Annotated in this window: 10 protein-coding genes; 5 read left to right on the top strand and 5 right to left on the bottom strand. The window is 73.9% G+C overall.

The genetic code is table 11. The features are described 5' to 3' along the window. The first annotated feature begins 13 nt into the window (after window positions 1–13). The 5 genes from E2B92_RS25705 to glgP all read left to right on the top strand — a co-directional run bounded on the left by E2B92_RS25705 (window position 14) and on the right by glgP (window position 8,329). Window positions 14–1,465, top strand: a complete 1,452-nt coding sequence (locus tag E2B92_RS25705) for a 4-hydroxyphenylacetate 3-hydroxylase family protein (RefSeq protein WP_126883525.1) — start codon at window positions 14–16, stop codon at window positions 1,463–1,465. Window positions 1,466–1,670: 205 nt separating this feature from the next. Next, window positions 1,671–3,062: an MFS transporter gene (locus tag E2B92_RS25700; RefSeq protein ID WP_268830920.1), complete on the top strand. Its 1,392-nt coding sequence runs from the start codon at window positions 1,671–1,673 to the stop codon at window positions 3,060–3,062. A 61-nt stretch (window positions 3,063–3,123) separates the two neighbouring features. Further along, window positions 3,124–4,257, top strand: a complete 1,134-nt coding sequence (locus tag E2B92_RS25695; protein WP_126883526.1) for a monodechloroaminopyrrolnitrin synthase PrnB family protein — start codon at window positions 3,124–3,126, stop codon at window positions 4,255–4,257. Beyond that, window positions 4,254–5,585 (top strand): FAD-dependent monooxygenase, encoded by a 1,332-nt coding sequence (locus tag E2B92_RS25690; protein ID WP_126883527.1) that lies wholly within the window; start codon window positions 4,254–4,256, stop codon window positions 5,583–5,585. The genes E2B92_RS25695 and E2B92_RS25690 overlap by 4 nt, the downstream gene beginning before the upstream one ends. A 125-nt stretch (window positions 5,586–5,710) precedes the next feature. Further along, window positions 5,711–8,329, top strand: coding sequence for an alpha-glucan family phosphorylase (gene glgP / locus E2B92_RS25685; protein WP_126883528.1), 2,619 nt, complete (start codon window positions 5,711–5,713; stop codon window positions 8,327–8,329). 377 nt (window positions 8,330–8,706) lie between these two features. Here the strand turns inward: glgP and E2B92_RS25680 are convergent, their stop codons facing one another. The 5 genes from E2B92_RS25680 to glgX all read right to left on the bottom strand — a co-directional run bounded on the left by E2B92_RS25680 (window position 8,707) and on the right by glgX (window position 17,893). Further along, window positions 8,707–10,740 (bottom strand): M4 family metallopeptidase, encoded by a 2,034-nt coding sequence (locus E2B92_RS25680; protein WP_126883529.1) that lies wholly within the window; start codon window positions 10,738–10,740, stop codon window positions 8,707–8,709. A 434-nt stretch (window positions 10,741–11,174) separates the two neighbouring features. Then, entirely contained in the window at window positions 11,175–11,777 is a 603-nt protein-coding gene (locus tag E2B92_RS25675; RefSeq protein ID WP_126883530.1) for a flavodoxin family protein, read from the bottom strand. Between the two features lie 55 nt (window positions 11,778–11,832). Then, complete coding sequence (locus tag E2B92_RS25670; RefSeq protein ID WP_126883531.1) at window positions 11,833–13,758, bottom strand: ABC transporter ATP-binding protein; 1,926 nt, start codon at window positions 13,756–13,758, stop codon at window positions 11,833–11,835. Next, window positions 13,755–15,536: an ABC transporter ATP-binding protein gene (locus tag E2B92_RS25665; RefSeq protein WP_126883532.1), complete on the bottom strand. Its 1,782-nt coding sequence runs from the start codon at window positions 15,534–15,536 to the stop codon at window positions 13,755–13,757. The genes E2B92_RS25670 and E2B92_RS25665 overlap by 4 nt, the downstream gene beginning before the upstream one ends. Window positions 15,537–15,616: 80 nt before the next feature. Further along, entirely contained in the window at window positions 15,617–17,893 is a 2,277-nt protein-coding gene (glgX, locus tag E2B92_RS25660) for a glycogen debranching protein GlgX (RefSeq protein WP_185923499.1), read from the bottom strand. Between the last annotated feature and the right edge of the window lie 455 nt (window positions 17,894–18,348).

Raw genomic sequence — 18,348 nt, 5'->3', positions numbered from 1 at the left:
AAGAGGAGAAAAGGTGACGAGGTCCGGTCACGACTATCTGGCGTCGCTGCGCGACGGCCGGGAGATATGGCTCGACGGGGAGCGGGTCGGGGACGTCACCGCGCACCCCGCGTTCCGCAACACCGCCGCCTCCATCGCCCGCCTGTACGACCTGGCGCACGACTCCGGGCACACCCCGGTCCTCACCCAGGGCGGCGTCCACCGCGCCTACGCGATCCCCCGGTCGTACGAGGACCTCGTCGCGCGCCGCGAGGCGTACAAGGTGTGGGCGGAGGCGAGCTTCGGCTTCCTGGGCCGCACCCCCGACTACATGGCGGGCGGCGCAGCCGGGTTCGCCGCGCTGCCGGGCCTGTTCACCACCGGCACCTACGACGGCTCCGCCGCCGCCCTCGACTGCCACCGGCGGCTGGCGGAGGGCGACCTGTATCCCGCCTTCACCATCGCCAACCCGCAGATCGACCGCACCAGGGCCGCGTCCGAACAGGAGGAGGACGACCTCGTGGTGCGGGTCGTCGCCGAGAAGGACGGCGGGATCGTGGTGCGCGGCGCCAAGATGATCGGCACCGGGGCCGTCTTCGGCAACGAGGTCATCGTCGGCACCATCGAACCGCTCGCCCCGCAGGACGCCGACCACGCGGTGTGCTTCTCGGTCCCGGTCGCCACACCGGGCCTGAAGCTGGTCTCCCGCACGTCCTACGAGGCCGCGGCGCGCAGCGCGTTCGACAACCCGCTCTCCTCCCGCTTCGACGAGAACGACGCGCTGCTGGTGTGCGACGACGTGTTCGTGCCCTGGGAGCGGGTGCTCACCTACCGCGACGTCGACGCGACCTGCCGGATGTGGTGGCAGACCCCCGCCTTCCTCAACCTCACCCACCAGGCCGCCACCCGCTTCTGGACCAAGCTGGAGTTCCTCACCGGCCTCGCGATCCTGATCACCAGGGCCAACAACACCCACGAACTGCCACAGGTCACCCAGGCCGTCGGCCGCCTCCTCGGCTTCGTCGCGCAGGCCAAGGCGTTCGTGCTGGCGGCCGAGGCGTCGTACGAGGAGGTCGACGGCGGCCGGGGCGGCGTCGCGCCCGGCCAGGACATCTCCTACGCCCAGCGCGTCATGGCGGGCGAGCTGTACCCGCGGGCCGTCCAGGAGATCAAGCTGCTCGCGGGCGGCGGCCTCATCCAGCTCCCGGCGGCCGGAGCGGACCTGCTGCACCCCGAGCTGGGCCCGCTGATCCGCAAGTACGTCCGCTCGCCCGGCACCCCGGCCGAGGAGCGGGTGAAGCTGCTGAAGCTGGCCTGGGACGCCCTGGGCTCCGAATTCGCGGGCCGGCACGAGCAGTACGAGCGCTTCTACCACGGCGCCCCGCACGTCTACCTCACCCAGCAGACCTGGGCGGGCGGCGCCCCCGCCTGCGAGGCGCTCGCCCAGTCCTGCCTGGACGGCTACGGCCTGGAAGGTGCCCGATGACCGCGCCGGCGCGGCTGCGGGCGGCCGACCCGGGGCGGTGCGCCCGGGGTGGCCGCGCGGTGCGCCCACCGGCCGCCGGCGGCCACCGGGGGGCCGGCCGGCACACGGGCGACGACCCCGGACGGCACCTCGGAGGGCACCCCGCCCGGCGCGCCGGCCACGGCCGCGCGGCCGACCCGGGGTGGACGCGCACCAGGTGCGCACGGTGACCCGCGCGGGGGGAACGCGCGGGGCGCTCGCGCTGCTCGCGGCGACACAACTGGTGATGGTCATGGACACCGCCGTCACCAACGTCGCCCTGCCGTCCATCGGCCACGACCTCGGGGCCGGGTCCGCCGCACTGTCCTGGGTGGCCAACGCCTACCTGATCACCTTCGGCGGGCTGCTCCTGCTCGGGGGCCGCGGCGCCGACCTGCTGGGCCACCGGCGGGGGTTCACCGCCGGTCTCGCCCTCCTCGCCGCCGCGTCCGTCGCCGGGGGCCTCGCGCAGACCACCGGCGCCCTGGTCGCCGCCCGCGCCGCGCAGGGCGCCGGGGCCGCGCTCGCCGCGGCCGCCGCCTTCGCCCTGCTGCTGCTCCTCTTCCCGGACGGCCCCGCCCGGCACCGGGCGCTCGGCGCGTTCGCCGCCATGGGCGGGCTCGGCGGGGTCCTCGGCACCGCGCTGGGCGGGGTCCTCACCGACCTGCTCGGCTGGCGTTCCACCTTCTGGCTGAACGTCGCCGCCGCCGCGGTGCTCGGCCTGCTCGCCCTCCGGCTCCCGGCGGGCGGCACCCGGGACGCCGAACCCGGCTTCGACCTGCTGGGCGCGCTCACCGTCACCGGCGGCCTCGGCCTCGTCGCGTACGCCCTGGTCGGGCACGACCCGCTCGCCGGGGCGGCCGGCGCCCTGCTGCTCGCCGCCTTCGCCGTGACCGAGACCCGCACCGCCCGGCCCCTCGTCCCGCCCGCGGTCCTGCGGCGGCCCGCACTGCGCCTCGCGGGCGGCCTCGGCGCCCTCGCCCAGATGACGTTGTTCCCCATGTTCTTCCTGGTGAGCCTCTACCTCCAGAGCGTGCTGGGCCAGTCCCCGCTCACCGGCGGCCTCGGCCTGCTGCCGCTGTCGCTGGTCGTCGTCGCCACCGCCCCGCTGACCGGCCGCCTCATCGGCCGCCTCGGCCTGGCCCGGACCATGACCCTCGGCTTCGTCCTGCTGTGCGCCGGCACGGTCTGGCTCGCCCTCGCGCTCCGGCCGCACGGCACCTTCGCCACCACCGTCCTCGCACCCAGCCTCGTGCTCGGTGCCGCCCTGCCGCTGGTCATGGTCACCACCAATGTGGCCGCCACGGCCGAGGCCACGCCCGAGGAGACCGGACTGGCCTCCGGGCTGGTCAACACCGGCCAGCAGTTCGGCTCCGTCCTGGGCCTGGCCGTCGTCGTGGCCGTGGCCACCGCCCGTACCGGCACGGCCACACCCCAGGCCGCGACCGCGGGCTTCCGGGCGGCGCTGCTCACCGGCGCCGCCTTCGCCGCCGCGGCGGCCCTGCTGTCCGTACGACTGGGCCGGCCCGCGCCCGCCCCGGCGCCGCCACGCCAGGACCGGGTTCCCGACCCGCGGTGACCGCCTGACCAGCGGACACCGCGCCACCGTCGAATCCACACTGCCCGAGGGGGGCATCCCGTTGACCCTGTACGACCTTGTCGCGCCCGGTCTCGACACCTGCGCCGAACCGCGCTACCGCATCGCCGAGATACGCGCGGCCGATCCGCTCGGCGCCGACGCGCTGCTCACCGCGCTCCCCGCGATGAACCGTGACGCCGACGTCCCCGCGCTCACCGTCGCGCTGCGCGCCCTCGTACCCGACCCCGACCGGGTCGCCGAGTGGTGCGTCATCGAGGCGCTGGCCGCCATGCGCGACCTCGGCATGCTGCTCGGCTCGCTCAAACGGCACGGCGTCCAGCCGGTCGCCGCCGTCCCCGAGGTCCTGCCCGTGCTCCAGGAGCTCGCACGCCGCACCGACATGGTGCCCCGCGACACCGTGCACCACTACACCACCTGGAACCCGCTCGGCCCCCGGCAGCGGATGTTCACCGGCGACGCGATGGAGGCCCACCTCCAGGACGCCGTCCGGATGGTCTTCCCCAGCCTCGTCGCCGCCCTCGGCACCTGCGGCCGGCTGGCCCGCCTGGAACCGTACGACCCGGGCTTCGCCCTCGCCCTGGACCGCACCGCGCAGCACGTGCAGGCGATGGTCGACGCCATCGACTTCACCGTCGACAACGTCTCCCCGGACTACTTCGCCCGCACGCTGCGCCCGTACTTCGAGGAGATCGACGTCGCCGGGCGCGACTACCTCGGCCCGGCCGCCGCCCAGGTGCCGCTGTGGCTGGTCGACCTGACGGTCTGGCAGTGCGACCGCACCGACCCCGGCTACGACGCCTTCCTCGCCGAGTCGGTCGACTACAGCCTCCCGTCCTGGCGCGCCTTCCACGCCGCCCACCAGGGCGGCGTCTCGGCCGTCGGCAAGCTGACAGCCGCGCTGAGCTGGGAGACCGTGCACCGGCTGCCCCCCGAGCTGGTCGCCTCCGCCCACTCCCTGGCACGGGTGCTGCGCATCCTGAAGACCTTCCGCGCCCGCCACCTCGGCATCGCCCGCAAGGCCTACAGCGACGGCGTCAAGCTGTACGAGCAGGGCAGCGGCGGCGCGCCGGTCGCCCTGCTGCGCACCGTGCTCGACCTTACCCGGGACAACGAGACGCTGGTGCGCCGGACCACCCGGCGGCCGGGCGCCCCCCTGAGAGGAGCCGCGGCATGACCCCGCACATACTCGTGGCCGGCGGCGGGATCGCCGGCCTGACCGCGGCGCTCGCCCTGCACGCCGCCGGCTTCGGCCACGTCACCGTCGTGGAGGCGGCGCCCGGCATCCGGCCCGTCGGCGCCGGGCTGAACATCATGCCCAACGCGGTCCGCGAACTCGACGCGCTCGGACTCCTCGACGAGCTGGAGGCCAACGCCGTACGCACCCGGGAGCTGCGCTACTACCACCGCTCCGGCGGACTGATCTCCTGCGAGCCCCGGGGCCTCGGCGCCGGCCACCACTGGCCGCAGCTCTCCGTCCACCGCGCCCACCTCCAGCGGGTCCTCGCCGACGCGGTACGCCGCCGGCTCGGCCCGTCCGCGATCGTCACCGGTGTCCGGGTGACCGGCCTGGAGCAGCTCCCCGACGGGCGCCCGCGCGTGCGCCTGGAGCACCGGGAGGGCGCCCGGGCCGGCCGGGCCTCGCTGGAGCCGGACGTCCTGATCGGCGCCGACGGCATCCGCTCGGCGGTCCGCGCCGCCCTCAACCCCCGCGAGGGCGAGCCGCCGTGGAACGGCATGCTGGTGTGGCGCGGCGTGTCACGGCTGGACGCGCGCCGGGCCGGGAGGTTCATGCTCATCGCGGGCGACGACCGGTGCAGGGCCGTCGTCTATCCCATGGCCGAGCGGCCCTCGGGGGAGGTCCTCGTCAACTGGGCGCTGGCGATGCCCGCCGACAGCATCGCCGGCACCCCGCGCGGGGGCACCCTCCGGAGCACGTCGCCGGGCTCCTTCCGGGGCTCCTTCCGGGGCGACTGGAACCGGGCCGTACCCGTGTCCGACTTCCTCCACCACTACGAGGGCTGGGAGTTCGGCGGCGTGAACCTCCCCGAGGTGCTGCGCGCCGCCGACACCGCCCACGAGTACCCCATGGTCGACCGCGAGCCCCTGCTGCGCTGGAGCCACGGCCGCACCACCCTCATCGGCGACGCCGCGCACGCCATGTACCCCATCGGCTCCAACGGCGCCACCCAGTCCGTCATCGACGCCCGGGCCCTCGCCCACGCCATGGCCCACCACCCCGACCCGGCCCGCGCCCTCGCCGCCTACGAGGCCGGGCGCCGACCCGCCATGACGGAGCTTCAGCGCGCCAACCGGCGCCAGGGCCCCGAAGTCGTCATCAATCTGGCCCACCGGCGCGCCCCCGGCGGCTTCGACCGCATCGACGACGTGATCCCGCCGCACGAACGGCGCGAAATCGCCGCCCGGTACGCCGCGACCGGCGCGTTCGACCCGGAGACCGTCAACGCGGGCTCCCCGTACGAGGTCCCGGTGAGCGCTCCGTGAACGCGCTCCCCTGAGTGCGCCGTGGTTGCGGAGGGCGGGGTCCCGATACCGTCGGAGGGTGAAGGCGGACGCACAACGCCCGTGCGTCCACCCCGAAACGTACCTGCCCTGCGAAGGTGGAACACGTGAAGGCAATCCGTCGATTCACCGTGCGCCCCGTCCTCCCCGACCCGCTGAGGCCGCTCAGCGACCTCGCGCGCAACCTGCGCTGGTCCTGGCACGCCGAGACCCGTGACCTGTTCCAGGCCGTCGACCCCGAGGGGTGGCGGGCGGCCGGCGGCGACCCGGTCCGGCTGCTGGGCTCCGTGTCCGCGGCCAGACTCGCCGAGCTCGCCCGCGACCGGCGCTTCCTGCGCCGCCTCGCCGCCGCCGCCGACGACCTGGACGACTATCTGCGCGGCCGCCGCTGGTACCAGAGCCAGAACAGCGACCTGCCCGCCGCCGTCGCCTACTTCTCGCCCGAGTTCGGTGTCACCGCCGCCCTGCCCCAGTACTCCGGCGGCCTCGGCATCCTCGCCGGTGACCACCTCAAGGCCGCCTCCGACCTCGGCGTACCGCTCATCGGCGTCGGGCTGCTCTACCGGCACGGCTACTTCCGCCAGTCGCTCTCCCGGGACGGCTGGCAGCAGGAGCACTATCCGCTCCTGGACCCCAACGAGATGCCCGTCAGCCTGCTGCGGCAGCCCGGCGGCACGCCCGTCCGGGTCTCCCTCGCCCTGCCGGCCGGGCGCTGTCTGCACGCCCACGTCTGGGTGGCCCAGGTCGGCCGCGTACCGCTGCTGATGCTGGACTCGGACGTGGAGGAGAACGGCCCGTCCGAACGGGACGTCACCGACCGGCTCTACGGCGGCGGCAGCGAACACCGGCTGCTCCAGGAGATGCTGCTGGGGATAGGAGGTGTCCGGGCGGTACGCGCGTACTGCGCGCTCACCGGCCACCCCGACCCCGAGGTGTTCCACACCAACGAGGGGCACGCCGGTTTCCTCGGCCTGGAACGCATCCGGGAACTGAGCGAGGAGGGCGTCGAGTTCGACGCCGCCCTGGAGGCCGTCCGCGCGGGGACGGTCTTCACCACCCACACCCCCGTCCCGGCCGGCATCGACCGGTTCGACCGCGAGCTCGTCGCCCGCCACTTCGGCGACGGGGCGGAACTGCCCGGGGTCGACGTCGAGCGCGTCCTCCAGCTCGGCATGGAGACCTACCCCGGCGGCGAGCCCAACCTCTTCAACATGGCCGTGATGGGCCTGCGCCTGGCCCAGCGCGCCAACGGCGTGTCCACGCTGCACGGCGCCGTCAGCCGGGAGATGTTCGCCGGCCTGTGGCCCGGGTTCGACCCCGACGAGGTGCCGATCACCTCCATCACCAACGGCGTGCACGCCCCCACCTGGGTGGCGCCCGAGGTGTTCCGGCTCGGCGCCCGGAAGATCGGGGCCCAGCGCGCCGAGGACGCCCTCACCGTCGGCGGCTCCCAGCGCTGGGACGCGCTGGGCGAGATCGCCGACGGTGAGATCTGGGACCTGCGGCGCGAGCTGCGCGACCAGCTCGTGACCGAGGTACGGACCCGGCTGCGCGCCTCCTGGCGGCAGCGGGGCGCGGGCTCGGCCGAGCTGGGGTGGATCGACGGCGTCCTGGACCCCGACATCCTCACCATCGGCTTCGCCCGCCGCGTTCCCTCCTACAAGCGGCTCACGCTGATGCTGCGGGACCGCGACCGGCTGATGGAGCTGCTGCTGCACCCCGAACGGCCGGTGCAGATCGTCGTCGCGGGCAAGGCCCACCCGGCGGACGACGGCGGCAAGCGGCTGGTGCGGGAGCTGGTGCGGTTCGCCGACGACCCGCGGGTGCGCCACCGGATCGTGTTCCTGCCCGACTACGGGATGGGCATGGCGCAGAAGCTGTACCCCGGCTGCGACGTGTGGCTGAACAACCCGCTGCGGCCGCTGGAGGCGTGCGGCACCTCCGGGATGAAGGCCGCGCTGAACGGCTGCCTCAACCTCTCCGTCCTGGACGGCTGGTGGGACGAGTGGTACGAGCCGGACTTCGGCTGGGCCATTCCCACCGCCGACGGTCCCACCACGGACGAGGACCGGCGCGACGACCTGGAGGCGGCCGCGCTGTACGAGCTGATCGAGCAGCGCGTCGCGCCCCGCTTCTACGACCGGGGTGCGAACGGGCTGCCCGAGCGGTGGATCGAGATGGTCCGCCGGACGCTCGCCAACCTCGGTCCCAAGGTGCTGGCGGGACGCATGGTGCGGGAGTACGTGGAACGGCTGTACACCCCGGCCGCCCTCGCCCACCGGTCGCTGGACACCGGCGCCGCCCGCGAACTCGCCGACTGGAAGGCCCGCGTACGGGCCGCCTGGCCGCGGGTGGCGGTCGACCACGTCGAGGTGGACGAGGCCAACGGCACCGCGGAGCTGGGCGCCACCCTCGCCCTGCGGGTACGGGTGGCCCTGGGCGACCTCCGGCCCGAGGACGTCGAGGTCCAGGCGGTCGCCGGCCGGGTCGACACCGACGACCGGCTCCGGGACGCCCAGACCGTGCCGCTGAAGCCGGCCGGGGGCCCGGACCAGCAGGGGAGGTGGGTCTACGAGGGCCCCCTCACCCTCGACCGGACGGGCCCCTTCGGGTACACCGTGCGGATACTGCCCACGCACCGCCTGCTGGCGGCGGGCGCCGACCTGGGGCTGGTCGCGCTGCCGACGGAGGCGACCGGAGAGGGCGCCGGCGTCCTGATGCGGTAGCGGTCCCCCCGGCTCGTCGCCCCCTCCCCTCGTGAGGGGCGACGAGCCGTGCGCCGCTCAGCCTGCCGCCCGCGCCGGGACGACGGCATCGGCCGCTGAACCGATCCCGCCTCGGCCCTTCGGCGTATGACCCCCGACCGGGAGGAGGAGAGAGCTCCGGCCACGGCCGGAAAGCGATGGACTTCCCCGCCCGGTGTGGTTCCGGGCCGGTGTGACGGCCGGGACCGTGGGCACGGTCCCCACCGCACGCCACCGCCCGGACGCAGCGGGGAGACCAGGGCGTACCCGGCGCCGCCGCTGCTGTACCACCGCACGCACGCACGACCGCCCGGCGGCACAGGGAGTGCCACCGGGCGGCCGGCCGTCCGCTTCCCGGCTTACGGGAAGGTCAGCTTGAAGCTGTTGATGTAGCCGGTGTCCTGCGCGGCCTTGTCCTGCACGCGGAGCTTCCAGCTTCCGTTGGCGACCTCGCTGGAGGCGTTGACCGTGTAGGTGGCCTTGACGTTGTCGGCCGAGTCGGAGGAGCTGAACGGCTTCAGGTTGTAGACGGAGCCGTCCGGCGCCACCAGGTCGACGACCAGGTCACCGCGCCAGGTGTGGACGATGTCCACGTCGACCTTGAGCGTGGAGGGCGCGTTGCCCGCGATGCCGGTGACGTTGACCGCGGAGGTCACGGCGGCGCCGTTGTCCGGGATGGCGACGTCCGCGGTGTTCTCGAAGATCTTGCCCGTGCCGGGGTCGCCGCCACCGGGGCGCGAACCGACGTTGATGCCGGCCCAGGCGTGCTCGACGGCCTTCACCTCGGCGCTGCCGGCGCCGTACAGCTCGGTGGCGACCGCGACCGTACCGGTGCGGGCACCGGCGTAGTTGGTCGTGGAGGTGAACTTGGTGGTGAGCGCCTTGTACCAGATCAGCGCGGCCTTGTCGCGGCCGATGCCGGTGACGGGCAGGCCGTCGGAGGTCGGCGAGTCGTAGTTCACGCCGTTGACGGTCTTGGCGCCGCTGCCCTCGGAGAGCAGGTAGAACCAGTGGTTGGCCGGGCCGGACGAGTAGTGGACGTCGATGCCGCCGATGCCGGAGTACCAGTAGTCCTTCGACGAGCCGTCCTTGCTCGGCTTGTCCATGTAGCGCAGCGGGGTGCCGTTGCCGCGGATGTCGATCTTCTCGCCGACGAAGTAGTCGCCCTTGTCCTGGGCGTTGTTGGCGTAGAACTCGACCGCGGCGGCGAAGATGTCGGAGGTCGCCTCGTTCAGGCCGCCCGACTCGCCGCTGTAGACCAGCTTGGCGGTGTTGGAGGTGACGCCGTGCGTCATCTCGTGCGCGGCGACGTCGATGGAGGTCAGCGGCTTGGCGTTGCCCGCGCCGTCGCCGTACGTCATGCAGAAGCAACTGTCCTGCCAGAAGGCGTTGACGTACGCGTTGCCGTAGTGGACGCGGCTGTACGCGCCGACGCCGTCGCCCTTGATGCCCGAGCGGCCGTGGACGTTCTTGTAGTAGTCCCAGGTGAGCCCGGCGCCGAAGTGGGCGTCGGCGCCGGCCGTCTCCAGGTTCTGCGGGGTGCCGTCGCCCCAGATGTCGTCGGCGCCGGAGAACAGCGTCCCGGTGCCGGAGGTGCCGCGGTTGAGGTTGTACGTCTTGTGGTTGCCGCGGCCGGTGTCGGTCAGCGTGTACGAGGGCGCGGTGCCGAGGGTGACCTGGCCGCTGTACTGGGTGTTGCCGGTGCCCGTGTGGACGGCCTGCCACTCGAAGAGCTTGGCGCCCGTGGTGGCGTCGGTGACGACGTGCAGCTCGTTGGGCGTGCCGTCGTGCTGGAGGCCGCCGACGACGGTCTCGTACGCGAGGACCGGCTTGCCCTGCGCCAGCCAGACCACCTTGCGCGGCGCGCGCTCGGAGTCGGTCGCCTTGGAGCCCTCGGCCCGTGCCGCGCTCAGCGCCTGCTTCTCGGCGGCGGCCGCGGTGATGTCCGCGGTGGTGTCGACGCCCTTGAGCTCCGCCCTGGAGGCCTTGCTGACCGCCTCGGTCCGCCCCGCCTTCGTCTCGGTGACGACGAGGTCGCCGCCGAGGACGGGCAGCCCGGCGTACGTGCGCTCGTAGCGGGTGTGGGTGGTGCCGTCGCGGTCCTGGACGACGTCGCGGACGGCGAGCTTCTCCTGGGCGCCGAGGCCGAGTTCCCTGGCCGTGTCGTCCTTGGTGGCGTCGGCCGCGCGTATCAGCGCGGTGCGCTGCGCGGGGGAGAGGTCGGCGGGCAGGGCGCCGGGGTCGGCCTTGCCGGCCGCCTGCGCCTTGGGCGCGAAGGTGCCCGGGGTGTCGGCGGCGGTGGCGGCACCGGTCTGCACGCCCACGGCGAGCATGGCGGCGGCGGCGATCAGGGCGCCCGTCGCGGTGGCGCGACGGCTTGGCGTGGATCTCACGCAGACTCCTTAGCGAGGGGGGTACCGGACGGCTGGGTGGGCCGGCCGGGCGGAGCAGCCTGAACAAGCGCGGAACACATGCGGAACGAACATCGGAACGCATGTCGAACATGTGGTGCGGAGAACGGGGTAAGAGTGGCGCTCGCGACCGCTCGCTGTCAGGAGCGCGTCAACAGATTGGCCGGAAATCGTCCGTTGCCCGAAAAGCCGTGTTCGTTAAGCGGACGTTTCGCCGGTGCGTACGGCCGTGCCGTCCGGTGGTCCGCCCGGCCCCGGAGCGACGGGCGCGCCGGGGCCGCGACGGCACCCCGCGCAGGTGAACGGGGTGTTGCGCACGCGCTGCGCGCCCCCTGCCACGGACTTCCGGCGCCGGTGCCCGCTTCCGGCCACCGGCCTTGCCCCCTCGCGGGCCGGCGGCCGTGCGGGCGGTGCGGCTACCGCTCCTCGTAGGGGAAACGGGCGAGCGGGGCCTCGCCCTGGAAGAAGGTCTTGGCGCGGATCATCGCCCGCTCGTCATTCCGGACCTGACCGGGCCGCGACCCGTTGCCGAGCAGCACTCCGCCGAACCGCATGCCCATGTAGGCCGCCGAGTTGGTGAGCGTGGTCACCAGGCCGTCCGCCACGACCTCCTCCTCGTGCGCCATGACCGTCACGCCCCACAGCGTCCGGCCCGCCATCCGCCGCTTGAAGTCCGAGCCGGGCTCGGTCAGCCAGCCCGACCAGTAGTCGAGGTAGCGCTTGGTCTGCGCCGAGAGCGTGTACCAGTACAGGGGCGAGGCGAGGACGATGTCGGTGGCCGCCAGGGTGGCCCGCCGCAGCTCCCGCTCGGCCTCGCTCGCCGACCAGGTGGTCTCGTGCCGGCCGTCCTGGAAGTCGGGCAGCTCCACCCGGTTCAGGTCCACCCAGGTCTGCGGGACGCCGGCGGGGAGCTGCTCGGCGGCGGCCCGGGCCAGGATCTCGGTGTTGCCGTCGGCGCGGGAGCTGCCGAGGAGGAAGAGGAAGGAACGGTCGGTGCCAGGGGTGGTGTCAGTGGTCATGTCCTCCTGCAACTGCCGTACCCCACCCCGGTATTCCGACAGGTGATCGACCGGCTCACCCCACCAGGCTCTCCCGCCATGCCCGGTGCAGGCCCGCGAACCGCCCCTCCCCGCCGATCAGCTCCGCCGGCGAGCCGTCCTCGACGATCCGCCCGCCCTCCATCACCAGCACCCGGTCCGCGATCTCGACCGTGGACAGCCGGTGCGCGATCACCACCGCCGTACGGCCGTGCAGCACCGTGTCCATGGCGCGCTGCACCGCCCGCTCGCCCGGGACGTCCAGGGAGCTCGTCGCCTCGTCGAGGATCAGCACCGCCGGGTCGGCCAGCAGGGCCCGGGCGAACGCGACCAACTGCCTCTGTCCGGCCGAGATGCGGCCGCCCCGCTTGCGGACATCGGTGTCGTACCCCTCCGGAAGGCCCGCGATGAAGTCATGGGCGCCGATGGCCTTGGCCGCCCGCTCGATCTCCTCCCGGGTGGCCTCCGGCCGGCCGATCGCGATGTTCTCCGCGACCGTCCCGGAGAACAGGAACGCCTCCTGCGTCACCATCACCACCCCGCGCCGCAGCTCCGGGGTGGCCAGCTCCCGCAGGTCCACCCCGTCGAGCAGGACGCGGCCACCGGTCGGGTCGTAGAACCGCGCCAGCAGCTTGGCCAGCGTCGACTTGCCCGCGCCCGTGGAACCGACCACCGCCACGGTCTGCCCCGCCGGGACGGTCAGCGAGAAGCGCGGCAGCACCTCACCGCCCGTGCGGTACCCGAACCGGACGTCCTCGAACACCACCTCACGGCCCGGGCCGCCCGAGCGGGACGGGGGCAGGGCGCGCGGCGCGGCGGGCTCCCGCACCGTCGGGGTCCGGGCCAGCAGCCCGGCGATCTTCTCCAGGGAGGCGGCCGCCGACTGGTACGAGTTCAGGAACATCGCCAGCCGGTCGATCGGGTCGTACAGCCGGCGCACGTAGAGCACGGCCGCCGCCAGCACCCCCAGCGCCAGCGTCCCCGCCGCCACCCGGTAGGCACCCCACAGCACCATGCCCGCCACGGCCGTGTTGGCCACCAGCCGGGAGTTGACCACATAGCGGGCCATCTCCAGTATCGCGTCGCCGTTGCGCCGCTCGTGCCGCCGGTTCAGCTCCTCGAACAACGCGTCGCCCGCCCGCTCGCGCCGGAACGCCCGCACCGGCCGGATGCCGTTCATCGTCTCGGCGAACTTCACGATGACGGCGGCGATGGCCGTCGAACGGGCGCTGAACGCCACCGCCGCGCGCCGCCGGTAGAGCCGCACCAGCAGGTAGAGCGGGAGGAAGGAACCCACCGCCACCGCACCGATGCCCCAGTCCAGCCACAGCAGGAGCACGGAGATGGAGACGAAGGAGAGCAGGACCCCGATCAGCTCCTGGAGCCCCTCGCCCAGCAGCTCGCGCAGCGACTCGACGTCCGTGGTGGACCGGGAGATCAGCCGCCCCGAGGTGTAGCGCTCGTGGAAGTCGACGCTGAGCGCCTGCGCGTGCCGGAAGATCCGCCCGCGCAGGTCCAGCAGGACGTCCTGGTTGACACGGGCGGACGTACGGACGAACGCGTACTGGAACACCCCGGCGCCCACCGCGCACAGCGTGTACCCCACGGCCACCGCGACGAGCGGCCCGTGGTCACCGCGCCGCAGGGCCGGCACGGCCCGGTCGATGGCGAACGCCACGAGCAGCGGCCCGGCCTGCACGGCGGCCTGCTGGAGCAGCAGCACCAGGGCGGCGACCATGACCCGCCCCCGGCGCGGCGCCAGCAACGACCGCAGCAGCGCCCGCGTGGCCCCCTCCGGTACGGGCAGCTCGTCCCGGTCGAACGCGTCGCCCCCCTCGGGCGGCCCGCCGCGGCGGACCGCGTCCGGCCCCTCCGGCCCCTCCGGGCCGTCCGGGGCGCCCGCGGCCGGTGCGCCGGGGCCTTTCGTCGTGGGCGGGGGAGTGCCCCCGGCCGTACTCGTCATCGCGTACTCCCCGTGGTCTCCGCTCCCGACATCAGCCAGGCGTACTCCCGGCTGCTCCGCAGCAGTTCCTGGTGGGTGCCCACCGCCGCGATGCGGCCCGCCGACAGCAGTGCCACCCGGTCGGCCAGCATCACCGTCGACGGGCGGTGGGCCACCACCAGGGCGGTGGTGTCCCGCAGCACGTCCCGCAGCGCCGCCTCGACCAGCGCCTCGGTGTGGACGTCCAGCGCCGACAGCGGGTCGTCCAGCACCAGGAACCGCGGCCGGCCCACCACCGCCCGGGCCAGCGCCAGCCGCTGGCGCTGCCCGCCCGAAAGGCTCAGGCCCTGCTCGCCGACCTCCGTGGCGGCGCCCTCCGGCAGGTCGCGCACGAACCCGGCCTGGGCGACCTCCAGGGCCCGCCACAGCTCGGCCTCGCCCGCGCCCCCGGGGCCGGCGCCCATCAGCACGTTCTCGGCCACGCTCGCCGAGAACAGCGTCGGCTCCTCGAAGGCCACCGACACCAGCTCCCGCAGCCGCTGCCGGGACATGGCCGTCACGTCCACCCCGTCCAGCAGGATGCGCCCGCCCGACACCTCGTGCAGCCGCGGCACGAGCGACGTCAGCGTGGTCTTGCCCGAGCCGGTGGCGCCCACCAGGGCCATGGTCTCGCCGGGCCGCACGAACAGGTCGACCCCCGACAGCACCGGCGGCGCGCCCTCCGGCGCGTCCGGGTAGCGGAACGACACGTTCTCCAGCCGCAGCCCGCCGGACGCCACCGAGGCCGCGCCGGACCCGCCCGCGTCCTCCTCCGCCTCGTCCATCACCTCGAAGAACCGCTCCACCGACGTCGCCGCCTCCTGGCTCATCGCCAGCAGGAAGCCGATCGACTCGACCGGCCACCGCAGGGCCAGCGCCGTCGACAGGAACGCCACCAGCGTCCCCGCCGACAGCCCGCCGTCCGCCACCTGCACGGCGCCCAGCACCAGCGCCGCCCCGATGGCCAGCTCCGGCACGATCGTGATGACCGCCCAGATCCCCGCCAGCAGCCGTGCCTTGGCCAGCTCGGTGCCCCGCAGCCGCTGCGCCAGAGCGCGGAACCCGTCCATCTGGCTGCGGTGCCGGCCGAACCCCTTGATGATCCGGATGCCGAGCACGCTCTCCTCGACGACCGTCGTCACATCACCGACCTGGTCCTGGGCGCGCCGGGCCACCAGCGAGTACCGCGACTCGAACAGGTGGCAGACCACGATCAGCGGCACCACCGGCACCAGCAGCACCAGCCCCAGCGTCCAGTCCTGCGCCAGCAGCAGCCCGCAGCCGACCACCACCGTCACCCCGTTGACGAACAGGAACGTCATCGGGAAGGCCAGGAACATCCGGATCAGCGACAGGTCCGTCGTCGCCCGCGACAGGAGCTGCCCCGACGGCCACCGGTCGTGGAACGCGATCGGCAGCCGCTGGAGATGCCGGTACAGATCGGCCCGCATCGCCGCCTCGACGCCCGCCAGCGGCCGCGCCACCAGCCACCGCCGCAACCCGAACAGCACCGCCTCCGCGATCCCGAGCGCCAGCACCACCAGCGCCCCCAGCCACACCCCGCCCGGATCCCGCCGCGCCACCGGCCCGTCGACGATCCACTTCAGCACCAGCGGGATGACCAGGCCCAGACAGGAGGCCACGACCGCGACCACCGCGGCCGAGCCCACCCGGGCACGCACCGGGCGCACGTACGGCCACAGCCGCAGCAGTACGCGAACGGTCGAGCGGTCCTTGGTCGGTGCATCCTTTTTCGGCATCAGGAGCGAGCCTACGGTTCACCACTGACATCGCTCACGCGTTTTTCCGCCGGCGAAAGGACCGCGGACAAGACCGGGGGCTAGCCGCACACCCTCAGCAGCAGCACCGACCTCGCCGGCACCGTCACCACCTCCCCACCCGGGTGCACCGTGCCCGGCGGCCCCGACTGGTCCTCCCGCGAGGTGTCCACCACCAGCTCGTAGGCGTCCGCCCACGGAGGCCCCGGCAGGCGGAAGTCCACCGGCTCGGCGCCCGCGTGGAGCACCGCCAGGAAACTGTCGTCCGTGACGGGCTCCCCGCGGGCGTCCCGGCCCGGGATGTCCCGCCCCGAGAGATACATGGCGACCGTGGCCGTCCGGGCGTACCAGTCCGCCTCCGTCATCTCCGCACCCGCCGCCGTGAACCACGCCAGGTCCCGCAGCCCGTCCGCGCCCTGCGGCCGGCCCGAGAAGAACGCCCGGCGGCGCAGCACCGGATGGGCGTGGCGCAGCCGCAGCAGCCGGGTGGTCAGCTCCAGCAGCCCCCGGGGCCCCGGCCGCTCCGGCAGCGACCAGTCGACCCACCCCGTCTCGTTGTCCTGGCAGTAGGCGTTGTTGTTGCCGCCCTGGGTGCGGCCCATCTCGTCACCCGCGACGAGCATCGGCACGCCGGTCGACAGCAGCAGCGTGGTGAGCAGGTTGCGCACCTGCCGCCGCCGCAGCGCGTTGATCCGCTCGTCGTCGGTCTCGCCCTCGGCACCGCAGTTCCAGGCCCGGTTGTCGTTCGTGCCGTCCCGGTTGCCCTCCCCGTTCGCCTCGTTGTGCTTGTGCTCGTAGGACACGAGGTCCCGCAGCGTGAAGCCGTCGTGCGCGGTGATGAAGTTGACGGAGGCGTACGGCCGCCGGCCGCCCCACGCGTACAGGTCGCTGGACCCCGACAGCCGGTAGCCCAGGTCCCGCACGTCGGGCAGCGCGCCCCGCCAGAAGTCCCGCACGGCGTCCCGGTAGCGGTCGTTCCACTCGGTCCACAGCGGCGGGAAGGCCCCCACCTGGTACCCGCCACTGCCGACGTCCCACGGCTCGGCGATCAGCTTCACCCGCCGCAGCACCGGGTCCTGCGCGATCACCGCCAGGAACGGCGAGAGCATGTCGACATCGTGCATCGAGCGGGCCAGCGCCGCCGCCAGGTCGAAGCGGAAGCCGTCCACCCCCATCTCCGTCACCCAGTAGCGCAGCGAGTCGGTGATCAGCCGCAGCACGTGCGGCTGCACCACGTGCAGGGTGTTGCCGCAGCCCGTGTAGTCCGCGTACCGGCGGGCGTCGGCGGCCAGCCGGTAGTAGCCCCGGTTGTCGATGCCGCGCAGCGACAGCATGGGCCCGAGCTCGCTCGCCTCGGCCGTGTGGTTGTAGACCACGTCGAGGATCACCTCGATACCGGCCGCGTGCAGCGCCTTCACCATCCGCTTGAACTCGCCGACCTGCTGCCCGGCCGTGCCCGACGCGCTGTACGCGGCGTGCGGCGCGAAGTAGCCCACGGAGTTGTAGCCCCAGTAGTTCCGCAGGCCCCGCCGCAGCAGGTGGTCCTCGTGCGCGAACTGGTGCACCGGCAGCAGCTCCACCGCCGTCACCCCCAGCGACACCAGGTGCTCGATCGCGGCCGGGTGCGCGAGGCCCGCGTACGTCCCGCGCAGCTCCTCCGGAATACCCGGATGGCGCATGGTGAAGCCGCGGACGTGCACCTCGTAGATGACCGAGTCCGCCCAGGGCGTCTTGGGGCGCCGGTCGTCGCACCAGTCGTCGTCGTCATGGACGACGACCCCCTTGGGGACGTACGGGGCCGAGTCACGGGTGTCGCGCACGGTGTCGGCGACATGCTGCTCGGGCCAGTCCCGCACATGCCCGTACACCTCGGGCGGCAGCGTGAAATCACCGTCCACCGCCCTGGCGTACGGGTCCAGCAGCAGCTTCGCCGGGTTCCACCGGGCGCCGGTCCACGGGTCCCAGCGGCCGTGCACCCGGTAGCCGTACCGCTGCCCGGGCCGCACGCCCGGCACGAAACCGTGCCAGATCTCGTGCGTCAGCTCGGTCAGCGGCACCCGGGTCTCCGTGCCGTCCTCGTCGAACAGGCACAGCTCCACCGCCTCCGCCCCGCCCGACCAGAGCGCGAAGTTCGTCCCCGTCGCCCCTCCCGGCCCCGCCCGGAACCGGGCGCCCAGCGGCGTGGGCGCGCCCGGCCACACGGGCGGGGCGGGCGCACCGGGAGCCCGGTGCACCCCGTTCAGCCCCTGGCGCCGTGCCCCCGCGGGGGCGGGCCTCCCGTCCAGCAGTGCGTCCCCCACCGCACCCTGCACTGCCTGCTGCTCGGCTGCGCTCGACACCTGCCGGCTCCCCTTTTCGAGGGCTCGGTTCACCTCCGGGGCGCCCAAGGCGGTGTCGACAGTCGATCGTGCTCGGTTCCTCGTTCCTCGGAACCTCCGCGCGTTCTCCCTTTCGGCACCGCCGCGCCCCTTCGGCTCACTCGCCCGTTCCTTCGGCTCACTCGCCCCTACGCCCGGCTCGGTTCGCCTCCGGGGCGCTTTGGCCGGTGTCGACGGTCGATCGTGCTCGGGCCGCTCGTTCCTCACGGCCCTGCGCGCGTTCTCCCTCTCGACACCGTCGCGCCCCTTCGGCTCACTCGCTCCTTTGCCCGGCTCGGTTCGCCTCCGGGGCGCTTTGGCCGGTGTCGACGGTCGATCGTGCTCGGGCCGCTCGTTCCTCACGGCCCTGCGCGCGTTCTCCCTCTCGACACCGTCGCGCCCCTTCGGCTCACTCGCCACGAGGCCGCGGCGTCCCG

Source organism: Streptomyces sp. WAC05374 (assembly GCF_004353505.1).
Lineage (GTDB): Bacteria > Actinomycetota > Actinomycetes > Streptomycetales > Streptomycetaceae > Streptomyces.
This window is presented reverse-complemented; position numbering and strand designations above follow the sequence as displayed.